This is a genomic window from Lacibacter sp. (assembly GCF_035299325.1).
In the GTDB taxonomy this organism is placed as follows: Bacteria; Bacteroidota; Bacteroidia; order Chitinophagales; family Chitinophagaceae; genus Lacibacter.
Window position 1 is genome coordinate 158,581 of sequence record NZ_DATGWT010000040.1, and the last position, 15,110, is coordinate 173,690.

Genomic DNA, 15,110 nt, shown 5'->3' on the forward strand with positions numbered 1-15,110 from the left:
AATTATCTTTTAACGGACTTTTGCTGCTCCACCACTTTCTTTTTTATTGCTAAAATTTCCAGCGGCTTTGTTCATTAAAAGTAGTCTATGATTACTATTAGTTCCAACTTTTAAGGGCTGTTGATATGCACCAGTTAAGCACCTGTTTATCCACCGGAAACAGCTCAAAAACCGCAGTTCTGCACAGTTTATGAACGCATATTCTCGAATTGTAAAGGAATGCCGAGATCCCAGCCTTTTGAAGCCTGGATCACTTCCTGAAGGTCATCAATTTTTTTGCCCATAACCCTCACAATATCGTCGTTAATGGAGGCTTGCACTTTTAACCCGGAATCTTTTATGAGCTTTACGATCTTTTTGGCATCTTCCTGTTTTAAGCCGTTACGCACCAGTACTTCTTTCTTAACCAGTTTACCGCTCTGGAACGATTCCTTACTTTGATCGAACGCTTCCGGCGCTATCCCCTGCTTGTGTGCTCGGCTGATCAACACATCAATCAACTGCCCCATTTTCATTTCATCTTCCACTTCAATATTGATCTTAAACTCTTTCTTGTTCAGATCGATCTTCACGTGACTTGCTTTGAAATCAAAACGATTGGTAATCTCTTTAGTGGTAACATTCACTGCATTGTCCAGCGCCTGTGCGTCAACTTTACTTACGATATCAAAAGATGGCATATCAAAAAATTTGAAGTGAGAAGTACAAAATACGAAGTGTTTCAATGCAAAAATAAATGTTGCGAAATAAACTACGATTAAAAAAGAAACCCCGGTAGAAACCGGGGTCGTCAATCAACATGAGAAAATATATAGAGAGAATAAAAACTTACTCGCCTGATTTTACACGATTCTGTTCATCAGCAGCACCGCTTGCTTTACGACGGCCATTGCCATTGAGTTTTCCTTTTGCTAAACGATAGGTAAACGTAAGTGTTGCCACACGTGAGTCACGGTAATTCTGAAACTGTGCATCAATGTTTCCAAACTTACTTTCGCCTTTAATTCGCTGGCTCCACAATACGTCTCTTACATTCAAACGAATTGTACCTTTTGTTTTCAGGATTGGCATGCTTGCACCAAGGTTCATCATACCAAATCCACCAATACGAAACACTCCATCAACACCGCTTGTTCTGTAGAAGCCGCTGACCTCTGTTGTTAATCCCTTTTTGAATTTGTAAGCAACTGAGCCGTTGAACATGGCAGTGGTTGCACCTATAGTAACATTTGTGTTATTGACAATACCATTGAACTCATTATTGAACACATTTGCATATACGTTGCCGCTTAAGCCGCTCTTAAATTGTTTGAAGGCGCTAACAGCAATACCAAACTGGCGCTGATTGGCAATGTTTGCCTGCTTCACAAATGTTTCGTTGCTGGCTTCGTTTTGTTCCAACACTTGCTGAATGATATTATTTGTTTTTGTATAGTTCAATGTTGTTGTAAGGAATCCTTTAAATGTGTGCGACAATTCGATATTATGACTGAACTGTGGACGCAGCTTGGGATTTCCCTGCTCAAACGTATAACGATCAAGGAATTCAACAAACGGATTCAGATTTTCATAATCCGGGCGACGAATACGACGACCGTAATTTACAGTAAAGCTGTTCTTCTCATTTGCTGTGTATTGCAGGTAAGCAGTTGGAAACAGTTGTGTGTAGTTCAAATTGAACGTTGAATCAAATGATTCAAACCGACCACTTGCATTGCTGTATGCCAGACCTTTTGAATTACCTTTTGCGGTGGTGTTTTCCAAACGCAACCCAAATTGTGCGCTGAATTTCTTATTAAACTGCTTGCTGTAATTGACATAAGCAGCATTTATATTTTCGGTATAGATAAAATGATTGCTACGGGCAGAATCAAGTATCATGTTACCATTTCTTAAAGTGTCGTAAACCGCATTGTTATCAGTTTCAACAAAACTTGTTTTTATACCCGCTTCAAATTTTGCACCTTTCTTCAATGGATGCGTGTAATCTGCTTTACCACTGTAGATATGGATCAATTGAGGAAGATTGCCTAATAAATTATCAGGAATATTTGTAGGTACACCCGATGGATCAAAATATCTGTTAAGAAGATTTTGTGTGCTTGATACATTATAGTTCAGGTAATCAACGTCAGCAGTTAATTCTTTACCTGTTGTATCAAAGAGATGACGGAAATTAATGTTTGAACCAAAATGTCTCCACTGACTTTTGCTGTTTGAAAAGCCACTTGCTTTACTCATCATTGCACCATCCGGGTTAGAAATATCAATATCGCTGTTGTTGCTGAATACACCCGGATTATAAAAACCATTTACAGTTGCGCCAATAGTTGTCTTTTTAGTAAGATAAAAATCAGCTCCGAGTTTTGCATTGTTCGAAATATTTAACTGACGCATGTGCGATACCTGGTCAAACAACGATTTTACTTCCTTACTGCTTTCTTCAATAAACTTACGTTGAATTGAAAGTACCTGGAAAGAGTTACGCTCATTACGGCTTAACGTACCAAACAGGTTTACTTTATTCTTACGGTAATTAAAGGTCAGGTTCTGGTTGTTTGATGCATAAACACCTTGCGAATAACCAACAGTGGCCATTACGTTATAGCCCATCTGTTTGGTCTTTTTAGTTCTGATGTTGATGATACCGCTGTTACCTGCTGCATCATATTTAGCAGGAGGATTCGTCATGATCTCGATCTGATCCAATTGTGTGCCCTGCAGATTGCGGAGATAATTTGCAAGATCAGCACCTGATAAGTAAGCTGGTTTGCCATCAATAAATACCTGTACGCCTGCTTTACCTTTCAAGCTGATGTTACCATCACGGTCAACCGAAACACCGGGAGATTTTTCCAATATCTCCAAAGCATTTGCCCCGGCGTTGGTTGGGCTTGCTTCCACGTTTACCACCATTTTGTCGGGCTTTTGCTCAAACAATGGTCTTCTTGCTGTAACGGTTACTTCTTTTAACCCTTTTGCTTCAGGTAACAAGCTGAACGATGGAACAGTGATCTCAGCTCCTTCTTTTACTTCAATGACACCGCTAATCTTTTTCTGGTAACCCACGCTGGTAATACCCAAAAGGTAAGAGCCGTCTTTTACAGATTCAAAGGAATAAGCACCACTTTTATCGGTGATGGCCGCTTTTACAAGCGAACTGTCTTTGCCACGAAGCAACGACACGGTAATGCCGGAAACCGGCTTTTGACTTTCGTCTTTCACATCGCCTTTTACACGTGAAGCTGTTTGAGCAAATGAGGAGTAGGTGCAGGTTAGCAAGGCCGCAATTAGTAATGCAGAAATCTTTTTCATGATGATGATAAGTTTGATGACTCGGTTTAAAATGATAAGGTTTAACAGTTGACAGTACCTGTTCTTTTCTATTACATGTCAAAAGTAGGTTCTATGTTTTGCATAGTACATTGTTTTATGCTGAATGGCATTTTTAACTGATGTTCGGCAAAACAAAGACACATATGTGACGGCTAACCCTCAAACATGTTACAGAAAACCATCACATTAGGGACGAGCGGAAGAATTTGGAGATAGCTGGAAAAAAACAAAAGGCTTCCGGTAAGAAGCCTTAAAAAAGTATTAACACGAAAATCATTTGGATGATTGAGACTTTCGCTTCGCTACAAAATAGAGAACAATGCCCAAAATCACCAGGCTTAAAGAAATCAGTTCAGCCTGAGTGGGCTGAAAAGGAAGGTCTTCATATTTTGTATTTACCCTGATCTTTTCAATAAAGAAACGCTCCAATCCATTCAGGACGAGATAAAGGCAGAATAATCCTCCTGCCAGTTTTATGCGTTCACGGGCAATCAGAAGAATACCAAACAGCAGCAGGCACATGACCGTTTCATAAAACGGAGTTGGAAAAACCGGTAATGGCAGGTAATTGCAATGCTCAGGCTGATCACAACCGGGAAGTTTTACACCCATGCTGTTTACATTGTGCGGATAAGTATAAGCTACCATCCAAACCGGAAGAAATGAAGGTGCTTTAAAACTTGCCGATGGCACATTCTCCACTTTAAAATCACGGCCAAACTCCTGGCGGATATAGGTTGTATTATTTTGAACTGCCTGCTGAAACTCACCTGGCTTTGCCAATTGAACGGTGGCGGCTGAATCAGTTACGTAGGCAGCATTAGGCACGCCCCAATCACCATCACCTGCAACCTGGCAACCAATACGACCGATAGCATACGCCAGCATCAAGGTTGGTCCCATCGTGTCGGCTAAATGCCGTATTGAAATTCCTTTTCGTTTTGCAAATACGATAATAGCAATGGCTGCACAAATCAATCCACCGTAAAAAGTTAATCCGCTGAATGATACCAATGAACCAATAGGATCAGCCATAAACTCATCCCAGTTTTCGAGGTTGTGAAACACCTTGGCTCCGGCAAATCCGAAAATAGCCGCCATTACTGTAATATCCCCCACCCGCTCATGCGGCCATACACGCACCTTCCGTTCTTCGGGCTTTGCAGCTTTCTGTTTGTTCTTTTCGTACCATTTCAGCCATGCAAAAAGCAATGCCAAAGCAATACCTGCACCCCAACTGCCTTCTGAAGAAAAAATATAATCTTGTGGATTTACACCATCACCGGCATTCATAAATGCACCAATGATCTTATAACCCATTAAAAAACCAAGCAATGCATTCAACAGCAATTCAGTGGTTGTGGCAGGTTGACCAAACATCCGCTTTTCTTCCTTTGGAAATAAAAGCCCCTGCTTCTCTTTTCGTTGCAGGCCTTTTGTTAAAACAATAGCCCCGGCTATAAAAGCAAGCGCCACAAAGAAGCCAAATGAATTGAGAAACCTCGCCCCTTCCCATTCCACACCAAATACATCTTTTAAGAAATAATACAGATTAGGATACATGCTGAATATTTGAGTTGCAATGATACTTGAAAAAATTGGATTGATCTTGCCAGCCGGTTTTTACGTGGTTCTTCTGGTGATTTGCTTATCAGTATTGAAAATAGATTTCTGTTGCGCCGTAACCATACAAAGGATGGTATTGATTCACGAACGATTTTACTTCATGTTTCAAACGTAGAATATCATGAATTTCATCTCTGAGCTTTCCTTCGCCCACTCCGTGTATAATAATGAGGGTTGGTTGCATATGCAATACAGCCAGCTCATAATATTTTTCAAACTCACGTAACTGTGCGGTAAGAATTTCAAAATTGTTTAGATGTTTCCAATCGTTGCTGATCTTTTCAATATGCAGATCAACAACCGTACGTGCCGGAGGTATGTGTTGCCGTGCCTGCCCTGCATCGTACACTTTAAATCCTGCAGCTGATAGTTTATGAAGATCAACTTTTTCTGTATGCACTTTGTCGGGATACGATTCCATCAGCAGGTAGCTGAAGCTTGCTTCCTGTTTTTGCAGCATTTCTTCAATGCGTTGAAATAATTGTTTTGCCTTCATCTTCAGTGAAGCTTCAAAATGATCGGCTTTCTTTTTATCAGGAGTTGCTAATGAAAATTCGAAATCAAATCTTGGCGCATCGTTCAGTTTTTCAAACTCCACATCGTGAATATAAAAATCATTGAACGGAAGAATTTCATTCAGAAGGTTAAATTCACTTTCACCGGTATAGCGTAAATGATAATCGAACTTAAAATGCGTGTCAGTATTATTCACGAGATAAATGCGGAAATATTCCACCACATCATCATCAAAAATATCTTTATCAAACACCGGCAAAAAAGAGATCCATACACCTTCGGCAACATTATAACCTTTAATGGCACTACCCTTCTCTTTCTTCACATCATCTACATATTTCTTTTGTTTCGGTGGCGGAGCTTTCTTTTGGGTAAACCGTTTGAAATAGGGAAAATCGATTTGATCGATGTAAACCGGAAACTGTACACCTCCAACATCAACGGTTACCATTTTCTTATCAATTATATCAACCACTTCACCTTCTTCATTTGAATGCAGCAACAACACCTTATCTCCAATCTGAAATTTCATACACTACTTTTTATTTGAACTTATACACGAAGTAAACCCGAATGTTCGTATTAAGCTGCAAAAATAACCCCGGTCAACAAATCCTGTTCAAACAATCGTTGTAAGAATTTATTGCCGGGGTAATCACACCACACTGGAACCATCAGCCCCACTTATGTTTGTGAGGCCTCTCATCAGGATTTTTCCGCATCCATTCATCTATACTCAGCTTTCCGCTGCCTTCAACCACAAAAAACACAAGCAGGATGAGGATGAGAACCGACAACCATAACTCTGAATGTGGTTGAAAAATACCGCCCGATATGTTTACGAAAATAATAGCGCCTAATAAAACGGGGATCTGCACCAGGCAGGCAAACCTTGTAAGTAAACCAAAGGCCACCAAAAGACCACCCAGCAAATGTGCAAAGATTATATAGTGTGCAAGCAAACCGGCAGATAAAGAACCAAGAAAACCACTATCAGCAATCAGATCAACCAATGGTTGCATGTTGTTGATGAACTGCACACCTTTTAAGGTAAGGATGATTCCCAAAACAATACGGATGAAATCGATCCATTTAGGGTGATGTGTATCGCCCCATTTTTCCATGCGTTGTACGAAATTCATAATGGCAAATTTTAAATGTGAAAGAAGCTATGCAAAAGTTACAACGGTTTTCCCGCTTTTGCAAGCCAAATTCTGCACTAAATCTACCAGGGTTCAGGTCGTTTTAAGCGCACATGACCTACATGTTACTTGATCTTACGCTTGAGATATTGACTATAATCTTCCAGCTGGATCGTATAATCATCGAGGATGAGAGGTGATGTAAATATAAAATCGGCTGTTGCCCGATCACAGGCAGTGGGAATATTCCAGGTAACTGCTAAACGAAGCAATGCTTTTACATCAGGATCATGTGGTTGAGCTTCCATTGGATCCCAAAAGAAAATGAGTACATCAATTTTACCCTCAGCAATCAGGGCGCCAATCTGTTGATCGCCACCCAACGGACCACTAAGAAGTTTTATTACCGGCTGGTCAAGTTTTTCTTCCAACAGTTTGCCGGTAGTGCCTGTTGCATACAGGTCGTGCTTTGATAAGGCTGAGCGATTGAAATAAGCCCAATCGATTAAATCGGTTTTCTTATAATCATGTGCCACTAACGCAATGCGTTTGCGGACTTTCATTTTTCTTGTTGGCATACTAAACTTGTTCGGCTGCTAATTTACTTTTTCGATAACCATAAATGAAATAGATCACTAAACCAATTCCCATCCATACAAAAAACCAAAACCAGCTGTTCACGGGAATTTCAATCATGAGATACAAACAACTCAATGCTCCTAATACAGGTATCAATGAATATTTACGGATGAATGTTAAAACAGATAACACGGCTGCAATAATAATAAAGAGCAGGAACAATACCTCCTGGTGATCTTCATTGAACAAATTGGTAATTGAAGCGGTTACTCGTTCACGGAAAAGGAAAATAAACCCTGCAACGATCAACGGAAGAATAAACTGAGCATTAATATAAGGTAACTTGAACTTACCCGAACCTTCTGCACGAAGCTTGGGCAATAACAAAACGCCTAAACATACCAACACAAACGCAAACAAAGTTCCGATACTTGTAAGATCCGTCATGATTGATGAAGGAAGAAACAATGCAGGAATACCAACTAAAAAACCTGTAACGATTGTTGCGAATGCAGGCGTTTTATATTTCTTATGTACGTTTGAAAAACGTTTTGGTAATAATCCATCACGGCTCATCGTCATCCAGATACGTGGCTGGCCTAATTGAAATACCAGCAACACACTGGTGGTAGCTACCACTGCACTGATGCTGATGATATAACCAATCCATTTCAAACCCAACTTATCAAATACATAAGCCAGCGGATCATCAACTTTCAATTCACTATAATTTACCATACCGGTTAACACCAATGCAATAAGAATGTACAATACCGTACAAATGAGCAACGCATACATCATTCCCCTTGGAAGATCACGTTGTGGATTTTCGCATTCCTCTGCAGTTGTACTGATGGCATCAAAACCAATATAGGCATAGAACACTGCACTCACACCCTGCAATACGCCTGTAAATCCATTGGGCATAAACGGATTCCAGTTTGCTGTATCAACATAAAAGAACCCGATGATAATAACGAAAATGATCACAATGATCTTGAAGACCACCATTGCATTGGCACTCTTTTTACTTTCCTTCATACCAATATATGCAAGAGCGGTAATAAGCGCCACAATCAAAAATGCAGGAAGATTCAGAAACAATTTTGTTCCTCCTAAATCAGGTGCACTGTTAAATCCGTTGATGATGGTTTGCATTTCAGGAGTTGCTGCTGCACCTGTTGCTAATTGTGCATTAACAGCAGCCAACGCTTCTTTCGCCGTTGTAAGATTGGTTGTTAACCAAAAAGGCAAATGAATATTTAATCCCTGCAAAAGATTATTAAAATAACTACTCCAGCTGATGGCTACCACAATATTACCAATGGCATATTCAAGAATCAACGCCCAGCCAATGATCCACGCAACCAGTTCACCAAAACTTACATAAGCATAGGTGTAAGCACTACCGCTCACGGGTACACGACTTGCAAACTCAGCATAACATAACGCAGAAAAGCCACAGGTAATAGCAGTGATGACAAACAACAATGAAACACCGGGACCGCCATGAAAAGCTGCCGAACCAATAGTTGAAAAGATACCGGCCCCTATAACCGCAGCAATACCAAAAAAAGTAAGATCACGAACATTCAATATCCGGTGCAGCTTGCTTTCGTTACCATGAATTTCACCTGCATCTTCCGGAAGTATTGCATTGATCTTTTTTTTACGAAATAACTGGTTGGCCATATTAGTTGGTTTTGCGGGGTTCAAAATAGGGAAAAATGATGAAACACAGGTTTCATGTTACAATCAACATTTTTAATAAACCAGGATTACCTGATAATTGTAACACTACCGCTTCGTACAAAGCTTTCGCCTGTTGCATTGCATGTGAGTTGTATAGAGTATGTAAAGCTGCCGATTGGTGCGGGATAGCCTTTGTAATTACCATCCCATTTAGCTTTCGGATCATCAACCGTCAAGTTAGAACGCTCAAATACTTTGTTTCCCCAACGATCGTAGATCACAAATAATTTAATGAGCGATGCACCATTACCCAGCACAGAGAAGTAATCATTCTTTCCATCACCGTTTGGTGTAAACGAATTCGGAATGAATATCTGACTGCCATTACAAAGAATTTCAACAGTTACCGAATCAGAAGCCGAACAGTTTTTATCCGTCTTTGCTTCAACAATATAAGTAATGGTTCGATTGGTTGAACTTACGGGTGATGGACATTGCACACAACTCAAGAAATCGGTTGGCCGCCACATCCATGTGCTGATATTATTGCTTCCTGTTGCGTTTAATTGAACTGTGTTGCCTGGTAGCGACTGCACATCAGGTCCAGCATTAACAGTTGGTCTTGGATGAACCACAACATTTATATCGAGTGTATCACTAAAACAATTTTCAGCATCATACCCAACAACAGTATAAGTAATGGTTGTTGCAGGAGAAGCCGTTGTTGAAGCAGAAGATGTTGAACCAAGCCCTTGTGTATTGTTGATCCATTTGTAAGATGATGCCCCCGTAACTGTTAATTGTGCAGACTGACCCTCGCAGATCGAATAATTTGTATTTCCTGTAATACTGATCGGCTGTACAACTCTTACCGTAATTGAATCTGCTTTCTTACAACCATATTGATTGGTTACAAGTACACGATAGTTGGTAGAAACAGATGGTGAAGCCAATGGAGATGCAGATAACGGATCAGAAAGCCCGGCAGAAGGTGACCATTGATAGGCTGTTCCTCCTGTTGCAGCAAGCTGAATACTATTGCCAGCGCAAACTTTTGGTTGTGCCGGTGATAGTTGAACAACTGGTAATGAATTAACGGTTAAGATATGCGTTGCTGTATCTAAACAACCTTGATTGTTCACCACGAGTGTAACCGGGTAACTACCTGCGGTGGTATAAGTTTGTGCTGATGGATTTTGAACTGTTGCGGTTTGTCCACTTTTAAAATCCCAGCTCCATTGTACGCCATTGGTAATCGTTGCAGAAGAAGTGAATGTTGCAGTTTCTCCTGCGCATATAGCAGCGGGTGCCGTAATTGTTCCTTTGGATGATTCTTTTACAACAACTATTTCTGATACATCTTTTACACAACCTGAACGTGCAATAACACGTAAAGTAACAGTATAGGTTCCCGGCGAGTTATATTGAAAAACAGGATTCGCTGTATTTGCTGTATCGGCTGCATTACCTGTTCCGAAATTCCATTTATAAGAAAGAAAGTTCTGGTTTTGCGATGCACCTACACTATATACCTCAGCATTGAAATTGATCTTTGCCTGGTTACATGCCTGCAGCGGAATGCCTTTGATCTTAGCCGATAAACTATCAATAGTAATTTTTTCGGTTGATGGTGCTGCAACGGTACAACCATCGGTATTTGTAATAAGTAAGGATGGTTTATAAACACCCGGCCCACGATAAGAATGCACGGCAGTACTATCGGTTGATGAAAACAATTGTCCATCACCAAAATCCCATACATAATTGGTAACACCCGTTGCAGATGCATTAAAGTTGACAGGTTGTGAAGAACAGGTTTCTTTCGGATCGAATTTAATCGCAGCATCCAATCCTTTCACTTTTACAGAATCTGTATAGGTGCCTGTTAATCCATTGTAACCATATACATACAAGGTTACAATGTAAGTGCCGGCCATGGTATAAATATGCGATGGATAATTGACATTATCAGCAGTGGTACCGTCGCCAAAATCCCATTTCACTCTCACGGCTCCTGCCGAAGTATTATTAAACCTTGCCATCACCGGCGGACAACTTGCATTACCAACAAAGGAGGTATTGAAATTAAATGCCGAATTAAAATCTCTTACTACAATAACCTGTGTTGCTTCGGAGGTACAACCGGTTAATGGATCTTTTGCGATGAGTTTTACATTGTAGGTACCGGCAACCGTAAATGTATACGATGGTGAGTATTGCGTGCTTGTTACACCATTACCAAAATCCCAACTGTATTGTGTGTTGTAAGCATTGTAGTTATTGGTGTTGTTATAGAAATAAACATTTGTGTTTAACGGAACGTTGGTGCCCGATGCATAAAAAGAAGCCTTGGGCCCTTTTACACTTACGTAACCGTCATAATAAGCACTCGTGGTTGTGCAGCCTGCAGCATCCCTGATCTTCAGCGTAACATAATAACTTCCCGGGTTGGCATAAATGTGTGTAACATCCCCGGCTGTTGTAGTTGTCTTTGTCACACCATCACCAAAATTCCATTCCCATGAAACAATAGAATTATTTCCTGTAACAGTTGATTTGTCTTTAAACGTTACCGGCAATTGATAGCATTGATCTCCCCCTTCAATAGCAAATGAAGGTTTCGCTCCTTTTACGGCATAGCTGATATAGTTGGTAGTATCGAAACAACCGGAAGTTGAATTATAAAGTATGAACCTTAGTTTATCCTGTAATGGATCAACAGATCCCAACGATCCGGAAAACGGATTCTGATTGAGATAGTAGTAACTGTTGTAACCATAAAATGGTGAGCCATCGCCATACTCTATTCGGTAGAATGAATAGGTGTAACTACCTGTTGGCGAAGCCTGCAGTCCGGAAATGCTGTAGCCAAGATTTTCATTTGAACAGAGACTTGGATTATTTACTGTTAACTGCAACTTTTGCCTCATCATTACAGTAACTATAACAGAATCACGAACAGTACACGAGCCATTTGATGCGCTCAACCGAACTTTGTAAATTCCTGATGCGCTGTATTGATGTGTAATATTTGGTTGATACGAAGTGTAAGTTGCCGTTTGCCCATCACCAAATTCCCATAACCAACCTGTTGCTTCTGTTGTTGCATCCGCAAATGTTACTTGCCCTCCACTTCCTTCACAGCCTTTTTGATATCCGTTTATTTTAACAAATGGCGGCTTTATTGTGATGTAGTCTACTTTAGTCATCGTATCATGACAAATACCATTTGTTGCAACAAACCTGATTGTGTACTTGCCTGCATTGGTGAACCTGTAATACAGATCAGTGCTGCTTAGATCAAAGGATTCTCCGTAGGTCCATGTTCCATTCACATACCAACTGCCACGAAACAATTCACCAGTCGACAGGTTATCGAAATGAACCAACGTATTGCCACAAATATCTGTGCCTTTTGTTGACACAAAATTTGCAACAGGTTTAGGATACAGGTTGATGTTGCTGTAAACCGCAGTTGCGTTACAACCGGAAGCAGTTGTATAATTCAATGTTACCGAATGAGTGCCGGTTGTTGAGAAAGTAAATTCAGGAGTTGCATCTGTTGATGTGATACCACCGGGAAAATTCCATTTGTAAGAAGTAATTGTTTCCTGTGTTTGTGCTTTGAACTTAACTGTAAACGGTGTGCATGAATTGGTTCCGCCGGCCGTTGACGAAGTATACTCGATAGCAACATAAGGGCGTGTAACCGTAACATATTTTGTGGTTACAGCACTACAGCCTTCGGCATTTGTAACTTTTAATCGTACATTATATGTAATGTTTGCTGGATAAGTAAATACCGGTTCCTGTACCGTTGAATTAATAACCGGGTTATAAAAATCATACATGAACGACCATTCCCACCCAACAGCACCCGCAGTAGTATCTTTAAATTTCATGCGTGCCGGTGCACCACATTTATCAAGTAACGTATCAAGAAATCCGCTTACAACCGGTGTAGGTTTTACTTTCACTGTTTTTGTAACCGAATCTTTACAGGTACCAAAGCTGTTGACCAGTTTAATTGTATAGTCACCTTTGTTGTAATAATAATGACTGAAACTATAAGTGTAGTAAGTTGTATTACCATCTCCCATTTGCCATGTTGTTTGCGATGGCAATGGGTTGCTCAGCGTTGTGATCTGCACAGGTGTACCTAAACATATCTCGGAACTGGCAATATTAAAATCGGCTTTATAAGATGCAACGTTTACATGATTGGAAAGTGTTTTTGTAACCACACAACCTTCCGAACTTGTAGCAGTAAGTTTGATGGTATAAATTCCTTTTTGTGTAAAGATGTGTTTGGGATCTTTTTCTGTTGAAGTAGTACCATCACCAAAATCCCATAGATAGCTTAATGTTCCCGGCCCTGCACTCTTGTTGGTAAACTTCACTTCATCACTGATCTTGCAAAGAACTGTTTGATCAACCGTAAAATCAGCAGTAAGCGGATCGAGCACATCAATAATATCATTCTTCACTATGGTATTATAACAACCGTATTGATTTACCACCGTCAGACTTACTGATGCTTTTTGCTTGATCTGGTAAGTATGGGTTGTTGTGGGTGAGTATGTTTGTTGTGTTGAGCCATCACCAAAATCCCAGAAGTAAGAATTGATAATGCCATCACCCGCAGTGGATGTACTGTTGAATGTAACCGTTAGCGGAGAACATCCTTTTACACTTGAAAATGTAAAATCGGCCTGCGGCTTTTTGTACACCTTCACTTCCCTTGTTTTGGTTGAAGTCTGATTACCATCTCTAACCGTTAATGTAACTGTGTAAGAACCTTCGGCTAAAAAAACTGCTGATGGATCTTTTAGCGAAGAGAAATTACCATTCCCAAAATTCCAGCTATAAACGGTGTTGGCAGAAATACCGGTTGAAAGATTACTAAAGGAAGATTTTAATGGAACACAACCTTGGCCGTTTGTAATAGAGAACTCTGCATTCAGCTGTGCTTTTAATGTCAGCGAAATGAACAGGAGAAAAAACGTAATGATGGTTTTGGCTATTGATCCACTCATGGTTAACGGGCGGAACAATGTTAAGTCAAAATGCGTTGGTGGCGAAGTTTTAACGCATTTATTTTACATTTCTAAGCGTATTCTTTAACCTGTTTCCGCAACGATTTTCAGACAATCATAGGGCTATAAAATCAAGAACTTAAATAACTGTAACAAATTTTCACATCAGTGTGTCGTTTCAGCTTGTGAGCGATAATTATATAAGATTAATACTCCCGTTGTACTAAAAATTGAGCTAACTGCTTTAATGGTTCTTTTCGTTTATTCAGCACCGCTATATCTTCTAAATGCTGCATGGCTTTTTCGAGATACTGATTTTTTAACTGCATCGCCCATTCATCAACACCGGCTGATTTAAAAATGGCTACAACTTGTTCAACTTTGTCGGCAGGATTATTCTGCATGAGTTCTTTCAACTGTTGCTGTTGTGCAGCAGATGCAGTTTCCAATGCATGAATCATTAAGAACGTTTTCTTATTGGCCTTAATATCGCCACCAACCTGTTTACCAAACTTCGCAGGATCACCAAAACAATCAAGATAATCGTCCTGTACCTGGAAGGCAATACCAAGGTTGCGACCGAATTGATAAATGTGATCTGTATTACCAACACTTGCGCCGCCAATCATTGCGCCAAGTTTTAAACTGGCCGCCAGAAGTACTGAGGTTTTTAATTCGATCATCCGTACATATTCATCAAGATGAACCGTTTCTCTTTTTTCAAAATCCATATCCATCTGCTGCCCTTCCGATACTTCCAGTGCGGTTTTATTGAAAAGCCCAAGAATCGGTTTTACATCACCTTCCACTCTGCCGAGGTAATCGTATGACATGGTTAATGCTACATCACCGGCAAGTATTGCGGTGTTCACCCCATGAATGGCATGCACGGTTTGCTTACCACGACGCAGTGGAGCTTCATCCATAATATCATCATGGATCAACGAGAAATTATGAAAGAGCTCAATAGCCGTTGCTACTTGCCACGCATCTGGCTTGATATCATCAAACAACTCATTGCCCATTAACACCGCAACAGGACGTACACGTTTACCTCCAATGCTGAGGATGTGCTGCGCCGCATCATACAACGATGCCGGTTCATGGGGGAAATGACGCTTGTTAAAATATTCTTCGAATTGCTTTAATAATTGCTCAAACGACTGCATAATTTTTTTGATGT

The 15,110-nt window shown here is 40.3% G+C and carries 9 protein-coding genes; all 9 read right to left on the reverse strand.

Annotated elements, in window-relative coordinates:
• Nucleotides 1-188 precede the first annotated feature (188 nt).
• Nucleotides 189-680 carry a YajQ family cyclic di-GMP-binding protein gene (locus tag VK159_RS21365; protein WP_324232204.1) on the reverse strand — a complete coding sequence of 164 codons (492 nt, stop codon included), beginning with the start codon at nucleotides 678-680 and terminating at the stop codon, nucleotides 189-191.
• A 148-nt stretch (nucleotides 681-828) separates the two neighbouring features.
• Complete coding sequence (locus VK159_RS21370; protein ID WP_324232205.1) at nucleotides 829-3,315, reverse strand: outer membrane beta-barrel family protein; 2,487 nt, start codon at nucleotides 3,313-3,315, stop codon at nucleotides 829-831.
• Between the two features lie 294 nt (nucleotides 3,316-3,609).
• Entirely contained in the window at nucleotides 3,610-4,899 is a 1,290-nt protein-coding gene (locus tag VK159_RS21375) for a prolipoprotein diacylglyceryl transferase (protein WP_324232206.1), read from the reverse strand.
• Nucleotides 4,900-4,987: 88 nt separating this feature from the next.
• Nucleotides 4,988-6,010, reverse strand: a complete 1,023-nt coding sequence (locus VK159_RS21380; protein ID WP_324232207.1) for a Smr/MutS family protein — start codon at nucleotides 6,008-6,010, stop codon at nucleotides 4,988-4,990.
• Between the two features lie 142 nt (nucleotides 6,011-6,152).
• Nucleotides 6,153-6,620, reverse strand: coding sequence for a DoxX family protein (locus tag VK159_RS21385; protein ID WP_324232208.1), 468 nt, complete (start codon nucleotides 6,618-6,620; stop codon nucleotides 6,153-6,155).
• Between the two features lie 125 nt (nucleotides 6,621-6,745).
• Entirely contained in the window at nucleotides 6,746-7,198 is a 453-nt protein-coding gene (locus VK159_RS21390) for a methylglyoxal synthase (protein ID WP_324232209.1), read from the reverse strand.
• A gap of 1 nt (nucleotide 7,199) precedes the next feature.
• Entirely contained in the window at nucleotides 7,200-8,891 is a 1,692-nt protein-coding gene (locus VK159_RS21395; protein ID WP_324232210.1) for an amino acid permease, read from the reverse strand.
• A gap of 86 nt (nucleotides 8,892-8,977) precedes the next feature.
• Nucleotides 8,978-13,927, reverse strand: a complete 4,950-nt coding sequence (locus VK159_RS21400; protein ID WP_324232211.1) for a PKD domain-containing protein — start codon at nucleotides 13,925-13,927, stop codon at nucleotides 8,978-8,980.
• Between the two features lie 206 nt (nucleotides 13,928-14,133).
• Nucleotides 14,134-15,096, reverse strand: a complete 963-nt coding sequence (locus VK159_RS21405; RefSeq protein WP_324232212.1) for a polyprenyl synthetase family protein — start codon at nucleotides 15,094-15,096, stop codon at nucleotides 14,134-14,136.
• Between the last annotated feature and the right edge of the window lie 14 nt (nucleotides 15,097-15,110).